Consider the following 16,026-nt stretch of genomic DNA (forward strand, 5'->3'; position numbering starts at 1 on the left):
AGCTGAACCGATCAGGCCTTCTCTGCCTTGGCGACGGCCTCGTCGACATTGCCGCACATGTAGAAAGCCTGCTCTGGCAGGTGGTCGTACTCGCCGGCCAGGATCGCCTTGAAATTGCCGATCGTCTCTTTCAGGGGCACATACTTACCGGGCGCGCCGGTGAACACCTCGGCGACGAAGAACGGCTGCGACAGGAAGCGCTGAATCTTGCGCGCGCGCTGTACGACCAGCTTGTCGTCTTCGGACAGCTCGTCCATACCCAGGATCGCGATGATGTCCTTGAGTTCCTTGTAACGCTGCAGCACACCCTGCACACCGCGTGCGACTTCGTAGTGCTCGGTACCGACCACGTGTGGATCGAGGATACGCGAGGTCGAATCGAGCGGGTCCACCGCCGGGTAGATGCCCAGTTCCGCGACCTGGCGCGACAACACCAGGGTGGCATCCAGGTGCGCGAAGGTGGTCGCCGGCGACGGGTCGGTGAGGTCGTCGGCCGGGACGTAGACGGCCTGGAACGAGGTGATCGAGCCGGTCTTGGTCGAGGTGATACGTTCCTGCAGCACACCCATTTCCTCGGCCAGGGTCGGCTGGTAGCCCACCGCGGACGGCATACGGCCGAGCAGTGCCGAGACCTCGGTACCGGCGAGCGTGTAACGGTAGATGTTGTCGACGAACATCAGCACGTCACGTCCCTCGTCGCGGAAGTATTCCGCCATGGTCAGACCGGTGAGCGCGACGCGCAGGCGGTTACCCGGCGGCTCGTTCATCTGGCCGTAGACCAGGGCGACCTTGTCGAGGACGCCGCCTTCGGACATCTCGTGATAGAAGTCGTTACCTTCGCGGGTACGTTCGCCGACGCCGGCGAACACCGAGAAGCCGGAGTGCTCGACCGCGATGTTTCGGATCAACTCCATCAGCGTGACCGTCTTGCCAACGCCGGCGCCGCCGAACAGGCCGACCTTGCCACCTTTCTGGATCGGCATGATCAGGTCGATGACCTTGATGCCGGTCTCCAGCACTTCGGTGGTGGCCGCCTGATCTTCGAGCTTCGGCGCGATACGGTGGATCGGCATGCGCTCTTCAGTGGCGATCGGGCCGGCCTCGTCGACCGGGTTGCCGAGCACGTCCATGATGCGGCCCAGCGTGGCCTGGCCTACCGGCACCGATATCGCGGCACCGGTGTTGGTGACCACCACGCCGCGTTTGAGTCCGTCGGTCGAACCCATCGCGATGGTACGCACGACGCCGTCACCCAGCTGCTGCTGCACTTCCAGCGTCAAACCGACCGAGTCGATCTTCAGTGCATCGTAAACTTTCGGCATGTCACCGCGCGGGAACTGGACGTCCACGACGGCGCCGATAATCTCCACGACATTACCCGTGCTCATTGGCGTTTCCTCTTCGGCTGCTGGGGCAGCATCTCAATCGTTAAGTCTTAGGATTCGTTCCGTTCGCTGCCGATCACTTCGACACGGCTGCGGCGCCACCCACGATCTCGGAGATCTCCTGGGTGATGGCTGCCTGGCGAGCCTTGTTGTAGATCAGCTGCAATTCATCAATCAGGTTGCCGGCGTTGTCGGTCGCCGACTTCATCGCGACCATGCGCGCGGCCTGCTCGCAGGCACTGTTCTCAACCACGGTCTGATAGACGAGCGACTCGATGTAACGCGTCAACAGGCCATCGAGCACCTCTTTCGCTCCGGGCTCGTAGATGTAATCCCAGTGGTGCTTGAGTTGCTCGGCGTCTGCGCCTTCGGCCAAGGGCACCAGCTGTTCGACGGTCGGTTTCTGCGTCATGGTGTTGACGAACACATTGTACGCAATGCGGATCTCGTCAATCTCGCCATTGCTGTAGGCGTCGAGCATCACTTTCACCGCACCGACGAGATCGTCGATATGCGGCGCGTCGCCGAGATGCGTGGCCTGTGCCACCACCTTGCCGCCGACGCGGCGGAAGAAACCCAGCGCCTTGGTACCGATGGTGCAGTACTCGATTTCCGTCCCGGCTTCACGCAGGGCGCGGATCTCGCGCACCAGGCGGCGGAACAGGTTGCTGTTCAGGCCGCCGCACAGTCCGCGGTCGGACGACACGATGATGAAACCGATCCGTTTGACCGGACGTGCATGCATGAACGAATGCTTGTATTCCGGGTTGGCCAGCGCCACGTGGCCGATCACCTGACGCATCTTTTCGGCGTAGGGGCGGGTCGCCTGCATGCGGTCCTGCGCCTTGCGCATCTTGGACGCCGCGACCATCTCCATCGCACTGGTGATCTTCTGTGTGCTCTTGACGGAGGCAATCTTGGTGCGGATTTCTTTAGCGCCTGCCATGTCTAACCTTATGTTCTCGGATTGACCATCGAACCCCGGTGGGCGTCCCGAGGCCCACCGGCATCACACAAGCTGCGATTACCAGCTGTGGTTCGCCTTGAAGTCCTTGAGCGCGCCGTGGAACGCCGCCTCGAGCTCGTCGTTCCAGCCGGCCTCGGCGTTGACCTTGGCGACCAGATCCGCATGCTGCGCGGCCATGTAGCTGTGCAACGCGCGCTCGAACGAGACCACTTTGCTGACCTCGACGTCGTCGAGATAGCCTTCGTTCGCGGCGAACAAGGAGATCCCCATCTCGCTGACCGTCAACGGCGAGTACTGCGGCTGCTTCATCAGCTCGGTGACGCGCTGACCGCGCTCGAGCTGCCGGCGCGTCGCCTCGTCGAGGTCGGAAGCGAACTGCGAGAACGCCGCCAGTTCGCGGTACTGAGCCAGCGCCAGACGCACGCCGCCACCGAGTTTCTTGATGATCTTGGTCTGTGCGGAACCACCGACGCGCGACACCGACAGACCGGCGTTGATCGCCGGCCGCAGACCGGCGGCGAACAGATCCGACTCGAGGAAGATCTGCCCGTCGGTGATCGAGATCACGTTGGTCGGCACGAATGCCGATACGTCGCCGGCCTGGGTCTCGATGATCGGCAGCGCGGTCAGTGAACCGGTCTGGCCCTTCACCTCGCCGTTGGTGAACTTCTCGACGTAATCGGCATTGACGCGCGCGGCGCGCTCGAGCAGACGCGAGTGCAGATAGAACACGTCACCCGGATAGGCCTCGCGGCCCGGCGGACGACGCAGCAGCAGCGACACCTGGCGATATGCCCAGGCCTGCTTGGTGAGGTCGTCGTAGATGATCAACGCATCCTGGCCACGATCACGGAAGTACTCGCCCATGGTGCAGCCGGAGTAAGGCGCGATGAACTGCATCGCCGCCGATTCAGCAGCCGGCGCCGCGACGATGATCGTGTGCTCCATCGCGCCGTGCTCTTCGAGCTTGCGCACGATTGCCGCGATCGACGAGTTCTTCTGTCCGACCGCGACGTAGATACACTTAACGCCGGTGCCTTTCTGGTTGATGATCGCGTCGATGGCGATCGCGGTCTTGCCGGTCTGGCGGTCACCGATGATCAGTTCGCGCTGGCCGCGGCCGATCGGCACCATCGCGTCGATGGCCTTGATACCGGTCTGTACCGGCTGGTCGACCGACTTACGCTCGATGACACCCGGTGCGATCTGTTCGATCGGCGCCGACAGCGCGGCATTGATCGGGCCCTTGCCGTCCATCGGATTGCCCAGCGCATCGACGACGCGACCGAGCAGTTCGGGACCGATCGGCACCTCCAACACGCGCCCGGTGCACTTCACCGAATCGCCTTCCGAGATGTGCTTGTACTCGCCGAGCACCACCGCACCGACCGAGTCACGTTCCAGGTTGAGCGCCAGCCCGAAGGTGTTACCCGGGAACTCCAGCATCTCGTACGACATGACGTCGGCGAGGCCGTGGATGCGCACGATACCGTCGGTAACCGACACGACGGTGCCCTCGTTGTGGGCCTCGGTGGTCAGATCGAATTTTTCGATCTTGCTCTTGATCAGCTCGCTGATCTCGGACGGATTCAGTTGCATGATTGCTTACCCAATTAGATTCCCAATTCGTTGGCGAGTTTGCCGAGCTGCCCGGATACGGAGCCATCGATCACCATGTCGCCCGCACGCAGCTTGAAGCCACCGATCAGTTCGGGGTCCTGCGACGTGGTGATGCGGATCTCCCGACCGAGCTTGCGCTTCAGCGCATCGGCGAGCTGCTGCTCCTGTGCCGCCGGCATCGCGAAAGCCGAGGTGACCTCGACATCCAGCGTACCCTGCTGTTCGGCCTTGCGGATCTCGAACAGTGCAGCGATCTCGGGCAGCACCGCGAGTCGGCCGTTGGCGACCAGCACGCGGACCAGATTCTGGCCTTCATCACTCAGGCGGCCGCCGCCGATGTCGAGCATGAGTTCGGTCATCTGCGCGCGGTCGAGTTTGGGGCTGGCGATCAGTCCGGACAGTGCCGGGTCGCGCGCCGCGACGGCGAGCAGGTCCAACATGTCAGACCACAGATCGAGCTTGTCGGTCTCTACCGCACGCGCGAAGACGGCTTCGGCGTAGGGTCGTGCGATGGTTGTAGCGTCTCCGGCCATGCGCTTGCCTTAGATCTGGTTGGCGACGGTTTCGACGATCGCGCTGTGGGCGCTGGCATCGATTTCTTTGCGCAGGATCTTTTCCGCACCCTGTACCGCCAGTGCGGCGACCTTGGCGCGCAGCTCTTCGCGGGCCTTGTTGGTGGCCTGCTCGATCTCCGCCTGTGCGGCAGCCAGCTGGCGGGCGCCTTCTTCCTTGGCCTTGTCGCGCGCCTCTTCGATGATCAGCGCCGCCTGCTTCTCGGCATTCGACTTGATCTCCGCGGCCTGCAGCTTCGCGTCGTGCAGCGTGTCCTTGGCCCGCTTCTGGGCCAGCTCCTGCTCGTGTTTACCACGTTCGGCGGAGGCCAGGCCTTCGGCGATCTTGGACTTGCGCTCGTCCATCGCCTTGACCAGCGGCGGCCAGACGTACTTCATGGTGAACCAAACGAACACCGCAAAGGACACCAGCTGGGCAATAAGTGTCAGGTTGATATTCATCCCGAAGCCTCGTTAAGACGAGTTGATACGGAGTGCGTCAGGCGGATCAGCCGGCGAGCGCGAACAGTACGTACATGCCCAGACCCACGGCGATCATCGGCACGGCGTCGGTCAGACCCATGACGATGAAGAACTGGGTGCGCAGCATGGGGATGAGTTCCGGCTGGCGCGCGGCGCCTTCGAGGAAGCGACCGCCCAGGACGCCGATGCCGACCGCCGCGCCAACGGCACCCAGGCCCATCATGATCGCAGCAGCGATGACCAGCAGAGCTTGTTCCATGATTGTCTCCCGTTAGTTCAATCAGGTAGTTGAGAAAAGAAATCAGTGATGTTCGGCGTGCGCCATGTCCAGGTACACGATGGTCAGCGTCATGAAGATGAACGCCTGCAGCGTGATGATCAGGATATGGAAAATGGCCCAGCCGAGCTGCAGCACGCCACCGAAGATGCCGAGCGCCCAACCGGCGCTGTACATCACGGCAATCAGGATGAAGATCATCTCGCCGGCGTACATGTTGCCGAACAGACGCAGCGCGAGAGAGACGGGTTTGGCGATCAGGTTCACACCCTCGAGCACCAGGTTGATCGCCATGAAGAACGGCTTCAGCAGCGGGTTCTTGGTCTCGAATGGCATCCCGGTCAGCTCGCCGACGAAGCCGCCGACACCCTTGATCTTGATGCTGTAGAAAATGATCAGCGCAAACACGCCGAGCGCCAGCGCGAACGTGACATTCGGGTCGGTGGTCGGTACCACCTTCATATGATGTATGCCCAGTACGCCGCTGATGTAGGGAATCAGATCGACCGGTACCAGGTCCATGAGGTTCATCAGGAACACCCAACCGAACACCGTCAGCGCCAGTGGTGCAACCAGGTCGTTCTTGCCGGAGAACGAACCGCGCACGCTTTCGTTGACGAAGTCGACCATCATCTCGACGAAGTTCTGCAGGCCGGAGGGCACGCCGGCGGTCGCCTTCTGCGCAGCCTTGTAGAAGAAGTAACCGAACAGCGCGGCGAGGAACAGCGACCAGAACATCGAATCGAGATGGATCGCCCAGAAGCCCATCTCCTTGGCCTGTTCGGCGCTGTGCGCGACGCCCCAATGGCCATCCGGAAACTGGCCGAAGGTCAGGTTCGTCAGGTGATGCTTGATGTACTCGCCGGAGGTCAGGGTTTCGGAACCAGCCATCTTCGTCTCTTCTGTCTGCTTCAACCGGCGATGCGATTCGCCAGCAACGGAGGTAACACCTGTACTACAAAAAAGGCCCCAAACAAGGCCAGCGGGCGCAGCGGATCCATCCCCAGGATCACCACCGCGAAAGTCGCCGCGACGAACCCCAACTTGATGAGTTCGCCGCCGTAAAACTGGGATACCAGCCTGCCTGGCTCCGCCGCCCGGTAACGCCCAAACACCCAGTAGGCGAATAAGGCGTTCGCTACCGTTGCGATGCCGCCCCCGAGCAACGCAAACAACGCCTCCCTGAGGCCGAATGCCAGCCCGAACAGGGTGACTACCAGTGTGGCGAGGGCCTGCGCAGCGAGTATCCGTCTGGCCCGACGGGCGTCAAGATTCTGCATCTACTGCATCCCTGAGCCGCAAATCGGACCGCCAAAAAGCGCGCGCAGTATAAGAATTGAGCCGTATAAGGTCAAACGATCGTCTGATAAGAAATATAAAGAGTAACCCTAGGGTAATTGGGGGGCGCGGCACGGTCAGCGGATGTGATCGAGAATCCCCTCGAGTTCCTCCAGGGTGTTGTAGCTGATCACCAGCCGCCCCTTGCCCCCGGTGCCCTGCTGCAGCGCCACCCGCGCACCGAGACGCTCGGTCAATTCGGCGAGCAGTCGGCGCACATCCGGGTCGGTTTCCTCGGCGCTGCCGGCGGCCGGGGTCTTCGGCTGCCCCAGGCGCCGCACCAGGGCCTCGGTCTCGCGGACCGAGAGGCCCTTCGCCGCCACCGTGTTCGCCGCCTCGGTCTGCGTCGGGCCACTCAGCGCGAGCAGCGCGCGCGCGTGGCCCATCTCGAGTTCACCGCGTTCGACCAGCGCCTTGACCTCGGGATTCAGATCGAGCAGGCGGATCAGGTTGGTGACCGTGGTGCGCGACTTACCCACAGCCTGGGCGACCTGCTGGTGGGTCAGCTCGAACTCGTTCAGCAGGCGGTGCAGCGCGCTCGCCTCTTCGAGCGGATTGAGGTCGTCGCGCTGGATGTTCTCGATCAGCGCCATCGCCATCGCCGACCTGTCGTCGACGTCGCGGATCACCACCGGTACCTCGGCCAGCCCGGCGATCTGCGCGGCGCGCCAGCGACGCTCCCCGGCGATGATCTCGTACTGCTGGTCACCGACCGGACGCACCACGATCGGCTGCACCATGCCCTGGGCGGTGATCGAGTCGGCCAGTTCACGCAGCTTGTCTTCATCGAAGTTGCGGCGCGGCTGATAGCGGCCACGGCGGATCTGGTCCACGCCCAGGCTGTGTGCCGGGCCAGGGACCGCCGCCGGCTCGGCCGCCGGCTGCTGGGGTTCCGTAGCCGCAGATTGTGCGCCGCCCAGCAGGGCGTCGAGTCCGCGACCGAGGCCTCGTTTCTTTACCATGTTCAAGCCGCTGGGTTGGTGGACGAAGGCAGGTGACGCCGGGTCATCTCGCTGGCCAGGGCCATGTAGCTGATCGCCCCGCGCGAACTCCTATCATAAAGCATCACCGGCAGACCGTGACTCGGTGCCTCGGCGACCCGGACGTTGCGCGGGATCATCGTTCGAAACACCTTGTCACCGAAGTGCTGGATCAGCTGCGCCGACACCTGATTGTCCAGGTTGTTGCGCGGGTCGTGCATGGTACGCACGATGCCCTCCATCTCCAGGCGCGGATTGCGGTGGTCCTTTATCTGCTGCACGGTCGCGAGCAGCGCCGACAGCCCCTCGAGCGCGTAGTACTCGGTCTGCAGCGGCACCAAAACGCTGTCGGCGGCGACCAGCGCGTTCAGCGTCAGCATGTTCAGCGAAGGCGGGCAGTCGATCAGCAGATAGTCGTAATGCTCTCGCACCGCGTCCAGCGCGAGCGCGAGTCGACGCTCGCGCAGCGGTGCCTCGAGCAGGCGCACCTCGGCCGCGGTCAGGTCACTGTTCGCCGGCAGCACGTCGTATCCGGCCGCTTCGGCGCGCTGCAGGCATTCCGCGACAGGAGCATCGCCGAGCAGCGCCTCGAGTGTCGAGCGCTCGAGCGCGTACTTGTCGATCCCGCTGCCCATCGTGGCATTGCCTTGCGGATCGAGGTCGACCAACAGTACCCGCCGCTGCATGGCGGCCAGCGCGGCGGCCGTGTTGACCGCAGTCGTGGTCTTGCCAACACCGCCCTTCTGGTTGGCAACAGCGATGATTCGTCCCATGGTGGTCTGCCCGGATCTTGTTTTCACGTCGGCCCGGCGGCCGGCCGTCAATCATAACCACGCGCCGCCGACCACGATACCCCGGCAAACCCGTATCGCCCGCGGAGCGGGTTCAGCGGGTACGCACGATCACCAAATGGCGGGCAGCCGGCTCGCCGGGCACGCGCAGCGGGTGAATCTCGGCGATCAGCCCGGCCGGCAGCGCCGCTATCTCCTCGCTTGGGTCGGCGCCTTTCATCGCCAGCCAGTCGCCACCGGGTGCCAGCAAGCCCTGGCTGGCGACGGTCAGATCCGACAACGATGCGAAGGCACGTGAGACAATGTGCCGGTAGTGCGCCGCCCGGTCGAGACGCTCGATGCGTTCCTGAACGACCTCGACGTTGCGCAGTTCGAGTTCGCCGACCACTTGGCGCAGGAAGCGCACCTTCTTGCCATTGCTGTCGAGCAGGGTGAACGCGAGCCCGGGTCGCGCGATCGCGAGCGGGATGCCGGGCAATCCGCCGCCGCTGCCCACGTCCAGCACCGGCCCCTCCACGACCCACGGAAGGATCGCCAGGCTGTCCAGCAGCTGGCGGCGTACCATCACGGCCGGATCGCGCACCGCGGTGAGATTGAACGCACGATTCCAGTGCGCCAGCAGGCCGAGGAACGCCAGCAGCAACTGCTGCCGGTCCGGTGCAAGGTCCAGCCCGAGCGCCGCCAATCCGTCGGAAAGCTGAGGCGGCCAGCTGGTGGGGATGTCGATGGGCGTCTGCATCGTGCGATTCTACGTGAAGCCGTCGGGCACGCCCGGTCACGCTGTGCAGGCGTGGACCGGCTGGCTAAGATCCGCGTTTTGTTCGCTACCTGGCCAAGCAGATGCTGCAGATTCACGGTATTACCCAGTCGCGCGCATTCCGACCACTGTGGCTCGTGCACGAACTGGGCCTGGATTACCAGCAGGTCGCTCTGGACTATCGCGGTGACGCGCTGCGTGACCCCGCCTACCTGAAACTCAATCCCAATGCGCGCATCCCGACCCTGGTGGACGACGGGTTCGTGCTCTGGGAGTCGATGGCGATCAATCTCTACCTGGCACGCAAGTACGGTGTCGAAAAGGGCCTGTGGCCGGACAATATCGAGGGCGAGGCGCTCACCTGGCAATGGTCGTTCTGGGTGATGACCGAGGTCGAGCACGCACTGCTGAGTGTGCTGATGCACAAACGGATCCTGCCCGAGGAAAAGCGCGACCCTGAGAAGGTGAAGCGTAATCTCGGCATCCTCCGCCAGCCGTTCGGCGTGCTGAATGACGCGCTGGAGCGGGACGATTATCTCCTGGGTGCGACCTTCAGTGTCGCCGACCTCAACGTCGCCTCGGTGCTCGCCTGGTGCCTGCCTGCGCACGTCCACCTTGCCGATTATCCCGCGTTGCAGGGTTGGCTGCGGCGTTGCCTGGACCGCCCGGCACGACGTGCGGCGCAACATCGCTGAATCCAATCCTTATCCGCCAATACGCTCAATAATTCCCGCCGGCCGCCGCCAACTTTCGACGAAGCCGGCGCCGGTTCGCGTGAGGCCCGGCGAGTGCCGCCGCGGCGGCCGGCCGGGTACATGAGAAACGGCAGCAGGGCCTCGGGCGGAGCATCCATAGACCGGAAAACTGATGGCGGGTAGGGGTTACGCAATGCCGGGTGGCCGATCGCCGATGCTGTGGGCGGTCGCGGCCGGGTTTTGCCTGGTGGGCAAAGTGGGTGCGGAGACCGTCGCGTCCGGATGGCTCCCTGTTGTCGATAACGCGTCGGCGACGTCGCAGATGGCACTTTCGCTCGGTCTGACCACGCTGTTGTGCCTTGCGCTGTTGATCGCCCTGGTCCGGCGAGGTCGCCAACTGCAGGCAGCTCAGCAACGCCTGGTCCTCGCCGCCACCGGCCACCAGAGCATTCTCTCCAGCCTGCCGGACCCGGTCTGGATGAAGGACCGGAACGGGGTGTTCCTCGCGTGCAATCCGGCGTTCGCCGCGTTGTTCGGCAAGTCCATCGCCGACATCGTCGGCAGCACCATGTTCGAACTCACGAGCGCCGAGCAGGCTCGCCAGGCGCGGCGTCGGGACGCGGTCGCGAGCGAGTCCGGTCGTCCCGTGGACGACGAGGAGTGGTTCAGGTTCGCGAGCACCGGTCACAGCTCACTGCTGCTCACAACGCGGGTTCCGGTGTTTGACGACGCGGGCAAACTGGCCGGCATCGTGGGCATCTGTCACGACGTCACCGAGCTCCGGCGTACCGAAGAAGAACTGCGAAAACGCGCGAGCTATCAACGTGCCCTGATCGACAACTTCCCTTTCATGGTCTGGCTCAAGGACACCGAGGGTCTCTTCCTGGCCGCCAATCAGCACGTTGCAGCCGCTGCAGGCCTCTCCGAAAGCCGTGCGCTGATCGGCAAGAGCGACTTCGATCTCTGGCCGACCGATCTGGCCAATGCCTACCGGGCCGACGATCAGCACGTGATGACGACGCGACGCAGTCGCGAGGTTCAGGAAGAACTGGCGCAGGACGGCGAACGACGCTGGGTCGAGACCTACAAAGCGCCTGTGGTCGACGAACGCGGCGACCTGCTGGGCACGATCGGTTTCGCACGCGACGTCTCCGAGCGCCGGCGCATGGAACAGATGCTGCGAGAGAGCGAGGCGCATTTCCGGGCATTTTTCGAGAACAACACCGCGCCCATGCTGCTGATGGATCCGGCGAATCACGTCATCATCGAGGGCAACGCAGCCGCCGCAAAGTATTACGGGTACGACCTGACGCAACTCGCCGGCATGTCGATACAGGAACTGGACGCGCTGAGCTTTGAACAGTTGTCGGCGATACGCGACGACGTGCTGGCCGGGCGCAAACAGCAACTGCACCGTCAGCACCGCCTGGCCAATGGCGCAGTGCGCGAGGTCGAGATCCACCCGTCGCCGATCGAGCTGGATGGAAAAGTGGTGGTGTTCACGATCATCCACGATGTGACCGACCGTGTCAGTGCGGAGCGCGCGCTGGCGCGGGAGCGCGATCTGTTCTCGGCAGGTCCCGTGGTGGTGTTTGCATTGACGCCCGAGCCGGGCTGGCCGGTACAGCAGGTCTCGAGCAACGTACAGGCGATCCTCGGTTACGCCGAAGACGAGGTCGCCGCGGGTGCGATGAAGCTCGCGGATGCCATTCACCCGGACGACCTGACGTCGGTCCACGACGAACTGCAGCACTACCTCGCGACCGGCGGCGAACGTTTCGAGCAATCGTTCCGCCTGCGTCACAAGAACGGCGCTTACGCCTGGTATCGCCAGTTCGTCCAGATCGATCGTGACCCGGATGGCCAGGTGCGATTGATACGGGGCTATCTGGTCGACCAGTCATCGCTCAAGGCGCTCGAGCTGTCGCTCGCGGACGAACGAAATCGCCTCGCAGCGGTGATCGAAGGTACCCGTGTCGGTACCTGGGTCTGGAACGTGCAAAGCGGCGAGACACGGTTCAACGAACGTTGGGCCGAGATCATCGGCTACCGGCTCGCCGAGTTGATGCCGGTGAGCATCGACACCTGGACGCAGTTCGTCCACCCGGACGACCTGCCGCGGTCGAGCGAGCTGCTGCGGCGCCACTTCGCAGGCGAACTCGCCTATTACGAGTGCGAGGTGCGCATGCGGCATCGCGACGGGCACTGGGTCTGGGTGCTCGACCGGGGCCAGGTGCTCGACTGGTCCGACGATGGCCAGCCACTCTGGATGTACGGCACACATCTGGATATCGGTGAACGAAAACTCGCCGAGCAGGCACTGAAGGACAGCGAAAACCGGCTGCGCATCGCCGGCGAGATCACCTACGACCTGATCTACGAGTCACATTCGGACGGGCGCCTGGACTGGTTCGGCGACGCCGATGCCTTCTTCGCGCTGCCGCCGGGCAAGACACCTCGTCATCTCGATGACTGGCTGTCCCTGGTACATCCCGACGATGTCGATCAGCTGCGCCGGGACGTGGCCGCGCGCGACGAAACGGCAGAACTCTACGAACACCACTATCGCGTATTGCGCGGAGACGGCGAATACCGGTACCTGACCGACCAGGGCTCGCCGGTGCAGGACGAGCAGACGGGGACGGTGAAGTGGGTCGGTGTCTGCACCGATGTGACCGAGCAACACCTCGCCGAGGAACGGTTGCGGCTGGCCGCAGCGGTCTTCGACAGCGCCCAGGAAGGCATTGTGATCACCGACGCGCAGGCCAACGTCATCGAAGTGAACACCGCCTTTGTCGGCATCACCGGTTACCGGCGTGATGAAGTGATCGGGCAGAATCCTCGCTTTCTGCATTCGGGCTATCACTCCGCCGACTTCTACGCCTCGATGTGGCGCGATCTCACCGAACACGGCTACTGGCAGGGAGAGATTCGCAACCGCAACCGGCGCGGTGAGGTCTACGCGGAGCTGTTGTCGATCAGCGCCTTGCGCAACGACAAGGGCGACATCTGCAACTATGTCGGTATGTTCTCTGACATCACGGCCCTCAAGGACAAGCAGGACCGCCTTGAGCACATCGCCTACTACGATCCGCTGACGCAGCTGCCGAACCGGATATTGTTGAACGATCGCATCCGTCTGGCCATTGCGCAGGCCTCCCGACTCGGCAATACGGTCGCGCTGCTGTACGTCGATCTGGACGGCTTCAAGCAGATCAACGACCGCTTCGGTCATGACCTCGGCGACCGCGTGCTGATCGAGATCGCCGGTGCCATGCGGAATTCGCTGCGCGCACACGATACCGTCGCGCGTCTCGGCGGCGATGAATTCGTCGCCCTGATGACCGACCTGCCGAACAGTATCGCCTGCATCGAACGCCTGCCGCGGCTGCTTGCCGCGATCTCTCGACCGCTGCGCATCGGCGACGACGAGCTGCAGTTGTCGGCGAGCATCGGGGTAACGTTCTACTCGCAGGGCAACGATATCGATGCCCAGCATCTGTTGAACCAGGCCGACCAGGCGATGTACCAGGCGAAGGCCGCCGGCAAGAACCGCTACTACGTCTACGATGGGGCCCTCAGGCCCCAGCCGACCGGCTCGACCGTGGAACGCGCACTGAGCGAATGAGCACGACCGGTCGCGGTCAGGCCGATTTCTTCTTCAGGTGGATCAGCAGCAGTGAGACCGCCGCCGGGGTGACCCCGGGAATCCGGCCGGCCTGGCCGATCGTCTCCGGTCGGTGTCGTGCGAGCTTCTCGCTGACCTCGGCAGACAGACCCTTGACGGTCGCGTAATCGAAATCGCGCGGCAGGCGGATCGTCTCGGCGCGTCGGGTACGTTCCACCTCGTCTCGCTGACGGTCGATGTACCCTGAATACTTCGCCTGGATATCGATCTGTTCGACGACCTGGTCGCGGAGTTCCGGATCGATGGCAGCGGGACCGACGCTTGCGAGGCCTGTGACCGCCGCGTGCGCCCATTCCGGGCGCGCGATCAGATCGAGCGCGCGCGTCTCGCGCCGCAACGGTTCCCCGGCAGGAGGTGTCGTCAGGGCGGCCACGTCGCCCGGACGCACCCAGGCATCGCGCAGGCGTTGTTGCTCGCGAGCGATCGCCTCGCGTTTGCGGTCGAAGAACGCCCACTGCGCCTCGCCGACCAGGCCAAGCCGACGACCGGTCTCGGTCAGACGCAGGTCGGCATTGTCCTCGCGCAACATCAATCGATACTCGGCGCGCGAGGTGAACATCCGATAAGGCTCCAGGGTGCCGCGGGTGATCAGGTCGTCGACCAGCACCCCGAGGTAGGCCTCGTCGCGGCGTGGCGACCAGCTGTCATTGCCCTGCACCTGCAACGCGGCGTTCAAACCGGCCAGCAGACCTTGCGCCGCCGCCTCTTCGTAGCCGGTGGTGCCGTTGATCTGCCCGGCGAAGAACAGGCCCTCGACGAACTTGGTCTCAAGCGAGCTGTGCAGGTCGCGCGGATCGAAGAAATCGTACTCGATCGCATAACCGGGTCGGGTGATGCGTGCCTGTTCGAAGCCCCGCATCGAACGCACCAGTTCCCACTGCACGTCGAAGGGCAACGAGGTCGAGATGCCGTTCGGGTACACCTCGTGGCTGGTCAGGCCCTCGGGTTCGATGAAGATCTGGTGCGAATCCTTGTCGGCGAACCGCACGACCTTGTCTTCGATCGAGGGACAGTAGCGCGGACCGACCCCCTCGATGACCCCGGTATACATCGGCGAGCGCGACATGCCGCCGCGGATCACCGCGTGCGTATGCGCATTCGTACGCGTGATGTGGCAGGGCACCTGACGCGGGTGTTCGGCGCGACTGCCCATGAATGAGAACACCGGCTCAGGATCATCGCCCGGCTGCACCTCGAGCTGCGTGAAATCGATCGTCCGGCGATCGATGCGCGGCGGCGTGCCGGTCTTCAGGCGACGCACGTTGAACGGCAGCTCGCGCAGGCGGTGGGCGAGGGCATTGCTCGGCGGATCTCCGGCGCGGCCGCCCTCGTAGTTCTCCAGACCGATGTGGATTCGTCCACCCAGGAAAGTGCCGACCGTCAGTACGACCGCCTTGCCGCGAAACCGCAGGCCCATCTGGGTCACCACGCCGGTGGCCCGCCCTTGCTCGACGATGAGGTCATCGACCGCCTGCTGGAACAGGTCGAGGTTCGGCGTGTTCTGCAGCGCGTCACGCACCGCCGCCCGGTACAGCACGCGATCAGCCTGTGCGCGCGTCGCCCGCACCGCCGGGCCCTTGCGCGAGTTCAGGGTGCGAAACTGGATGCCGCCGCGGTCGGCGGCACGCGCCATCAGGCCACCCAGGGCATCGACCTCCCGGACCAGGTGACCCTTGCCGATTCCGCCGATCGCCGGGTTGCAACTCATCGAACCCAGGGTCTCGATACTGTGCGACAGCAACAGGGTGCGCATGCCCATACGCGCCGAGGCGAGTGCCGCTTCACTGCCGGCATGGCCACCGCCGACCACGATCACGTCGTAGGCGTCTGCATGAAACATCGGTTTATCCCTACAAAAACAGTCGCTTATTCTAGTTCACGGGGCCTGTGGTCGTCACGGGTGTAATCAGCCGCCGGCATGTGCGGTCTATCTGGGTGACACCGGAGGTACCCGAATGCATGCCAATCACCGTCCTTTGCTCATACCGGCCCTGTGCCTGCTGCTGACCAGCGTGGTGGCCGCAGCCGATCCGCAACCGCTGCCGGAATTCACGACCACCCGCGCCGAGCATTGGTTCAACAGTCCGCCGCTCTCGGTTCACGACCTGCGCGGCCAGGTACTGCTGGTCGATGTATGGACCTACGATTGCTGGAACTGCTACCGCTCCTTTCCCTGGCTCAGGGACCTCGAACAGCGCTATGCCGACCGCGGTCTGCGCGTCATCGGCATCCACAGTCCGGAGTTCGATCACGAGCGCGACGCCGACCGCGTCGCCGCCAAGATCGCCGAGTTCGAGCTGCACCACCCGGTCATGATGGACAACGACTTCGCGTACTGGCGGGCGCTCGGCAATCGCTATTGGCCGGCCTACTACCTGGTCGACAGGCGCGGCCGAATTCGCGCCTCATTCGTCGGCGAGACGCATGCCGGTGACGCCAGGGCGCGCCAGGTGGAGGAACAAATCCGGGCGCTGCTTGCCGAATCCTGAAGGGG

At 64.0% G+C, this 16,026-nt stretch carries 15 protein-coding genes; 3 read left to right on the forward strand and 12 right to left on the reverse strand.

Features of this window, described 5'->3' with window-relative positions:
• Positions 1–11: 11 nt before the first annotated feature.
• The 11 genes from atpD to rsmG form a co-directional block, all read right to left on the reverse strand.
• Complete coding sequence (atpD, locus tag H6955_15360; GenBank protein MCP5314934.1) at positions 12–1,388, reverse strand: F0F1 ATP synthase subunit beta; 1,377 nt, start codon at positions 1,386–1,388, stop codon at positions 12–14.
• Between the two features lie 73 nt (positions 1,389–1,461).
• Complete coding sequence (atpG, locus tag H6955_15365; GenBank protein ID MCP5314935.1) at positions 1,462–2,331, reverse strand: F0F1 ATP synthase subunit gamma; 870 nt, start codon at positions 2,329–2,331, stop codon at positions 1,462–1,464.
• Positions 2,332–2,409: 78 nt separating this feature from the next.
• A complete protein-coding gene (locus tag H6955_15370; GenBank protein ID MCP5314936.1) occupies positions 2,410–3,951 on the reverse strand; it encodes a F0F1 ATP synthase subunit alpha in 1,542 nt (513 codons plus the stop codon).
• Between the two features lie 14 nt (positions 3,952–3,965).
• On the reverse strand, positions 3,966–4,505 hold the full coding sequence (locus H6955_15375; GenBank protein MCP5314937.1) for a F0F1 ATP synthase subunit delta: 540 nt from the start codon (positions 4,503–4,505) through the stop codon (positions 3,966–3,968).
• A gap of 9 nt (positions 4,506–4,514) precedes the next feature.
• Positions 4,515–4,985, reverse strand: coding sequence for a F0F1 ATP synthase subunit B (locus H6955_15380; protein MCP5314938.1), 471 nt, complete (start codon positions 4,983–4,985; stop codon positions 4,515–4,517).
• Positions 4,986–5,031: 46 nt separating this feature from the next.
• A complete protein-coding gene (gene atpE / locus H6955_15385; GenBank protein MCP5314939.1) occupies positions 5,032–5,265 on the reverse strand; it encodes a F0F1 ATP synthase subunit C in 234 nt (77 codons plus the stop codon).
• 42 nt (positions 5,266–5,307) lie between these two features.
• A complete protein-coding gene (gene atpB, locus H6955_15390) occupies positions 5,308–6,174 on the reverse strand; it encodes a F0F1 ATP synthase subunit A (protein MCP5314940.1) in 867 nt (288 codons plus the stop codon).
• A gap of 20 nt (positions 6,175–6,194) precedes the next feature.
• Entirely contained in the window at positions 6,195–6,563 is a 369-nt protein-coding gene (locus H6955_15395; GenBank protein MCP5314941.1) for an ATP synthase subunit I, read from the reverse strand.
• Positions 6,564–6,698: 135 nt separating this feature from the next.
• Positions 6,699–7,583, reverse strand: a complete 885-nt coding sequence (locus H6955_15400; GenBank protein MCP5314942.1) for a ParB/RepB/Spo0J family partition protein — start codon at positions 7,581–7,583, stop codon at positions 6,699–6,701.
• A 2-nt stretch (positions 7,584–7,585) separates the two neighbouring features.
• Positions 7,586–8,374 (reverse strand): ParA family protein, encoded by a 789-nt coding sequence (locus H6955_15405; protein MCP5314943.1) that lies wholly within the window; start codon positions 8,372–8,374, stop codon positions 7,586–7,588.
• A gap of 112 nt (positions 8,375–8,486) precedes the next feature.
• The gene (rsmG, locus tag H6955_15410) at positions 8,487–9,131 is read right to left on the reverse strand and encodes a 16S rRNA (guanine(527)-N(7))-methyltransferase RsmG (protein MCP5314944.1); all 645 of its coding nucleotides are present in this window, start codon (positions 9,129–9,131) and stop codon (positions 8,487–8,489) included.
• Positions 9,132–9,232: 101 nt separating this feature from the next.
• Here rsmG and H6955_15415 point away from each other — a divergent pair, with 101 nt between their 5' ends.
• Entirely contained in the window at positions 9,233–9,844 is a 612-nt protein-coding gene (locus H6955_15415) for a glutathione S-transferase family protein (protein MCP5314945.1), read from the forward strand.
• A gap of 172 nt (positions 9,845–10,016) precedes the next feature.
• Complete coding sequence (locus H6955_15420; GenBank protein ID MCP5314946.1) at positions 10,017–13,472, forward strand: PAS domain S-box protein; 3,456 nt, start codon at positions 10,017–10,019, stop codon at positions 13,470–13,472.
• Between the two features lie 16 nt (positions 13,473–13,488).
• Here H6955_15420 and mnmG read toward each other — a convergent pair whose 3' ends face one another.
• Complete coding sequence (mnmG, locus tag H6955_15425; protein ID MCP5314947.1) at positions 13,489–15,372, reverse strand: tRNA uridine-5-carboxymethylaminomethyl(34) synthesis enzyme MnmG; 1,884 nt, start codon at positions 15,370–15,372, stop codon at positions 13,489–13,491.
• Positions 15,373–15,487: 115 nt separating this feature from the next.
• On the opposite strand from mnmG, the gene H6955_15430 reads away from it, so the two are divergent.
• Positions 15,488–16,021, forward strand: coding sequence for a redoxin family protein (locus tag H6955_15430; GenBank protein ID MCP5314948.1), 534 nt, complete (start codon positions 15,488–15,490; stop codon positions 16,019–16,021).
• Positions 16,022–16,026: the final 5 nt, after the last annotated feature.

The organism is Chromatiaceae bacterium (assembly GCA_024235395.1).
Classification (GTDB): domain Bacteria; phylum Pseudomonadota; class Gammaproteobacteria; order Chromatiales; family Chromatiaceae; genus Thiosocius.

Bases quoted from the DNA above. Each gene is read 5' to 3' on its own strand.
- atpD (MCP5314934.1), bottom strand. From the start codon at position 1,388: ATGAGCACGGGTAATGTCGTGGAGATTATCGGCGCCGTCGTGGACGTC.
- atpG (MCP5314935.1), bottom strand. From the start codon at position 2,331: ATGGCAGGCGCTAAAGAAATCCGCACCAAGATTGCCTCCGTCAAGAGC.
- H6955_15370 (MCP5314936.1), bottom strand. From the start codon at position 3,951: ATGCAACTGAATCCGTCCGAGATCAGCGAGCTGATCAAGAGCAAGATC.
- H6955_15375 (MCP5314937.1), bottom strand. From the start codon at position 4,505: ATGGCCGGAGACGCTACAACCATCGCACGACCCTACGCCGAAGCCGTC.
- H6955_15380 (MCP5314938.1), bottom strand. From the start codon at position 4,985: ATGAATATCAACCTGACACTTATTGCCCAGCTGGTGTCCTTTGCGGTG.
- atpE (MCP5314939.1), bottom strand. From the start codon at position 5,265: ATGGAACAAGCTCTGCTGGTCATCGCTGCTGCGATCATGATGGGCCTG.
- atpB (MCP5314940.1), bottom strand. From the start codon at position 6,174: ATGGCTGGTTCCGAAACCCTGACCTCCGGCGAGTACATCAAGCATCAC.
- H6955_15395 (MCP5314941.1), bottom strand. From the start codon at position 6,563: ATGCAGAATCTTGACGCCCGTCGGGCCAGACGGATACTCGCTGCGCAG.
- H6955_15400 (MCP5314942.1), bottom strand. From the start codon at position 7,583: ATGGTAAAGAAACGAGGCCTCGGTCGCGGACTCGACGCCCTGCTGGGC.
- H6955_15405 (MCP5314943.1), bottom strand. From the start codon at position 8,374: ATGGGACGAATCATCGCTGTTGCCAACCAGAAGGGCGGTGTTGGCAAG.
- rsmG (MCP5314944.1), bottom strand. From the start codon at position 9,131: ATGCAGACGCCCATCGACATCCCCACCAGCTGGCCGCCTCAGCTTTCC.
- H6955_15415 (MCP5314945.1), top strand. From the start codon at position 9,233: ATGCTGCAGATTCACGGTATTACCCAGTCGCGCGCATTCCGACCACTG.
- H6955_15420 (MCP5314946.1), top strand. From the start codon at position 10,017: ATGGCGGGTAGGGGTTACGCAATGCCGGGTGGCCGATCGCCGATGCTG.
- mnmG (MCP5314947.1), bottom strand. From the start codon at position 15,372: ATGTTTCATGCAGACGCCTACGACGTGATCGTGGTCGGCGGTGGCCAT.
- H6955_15430 (MCP5314948.1), top strand. From the start codon at position 15,488: ATGCATGCCAATCACCGTCCTTTGCTCATACCGGCCCTGTGCCTGCTG.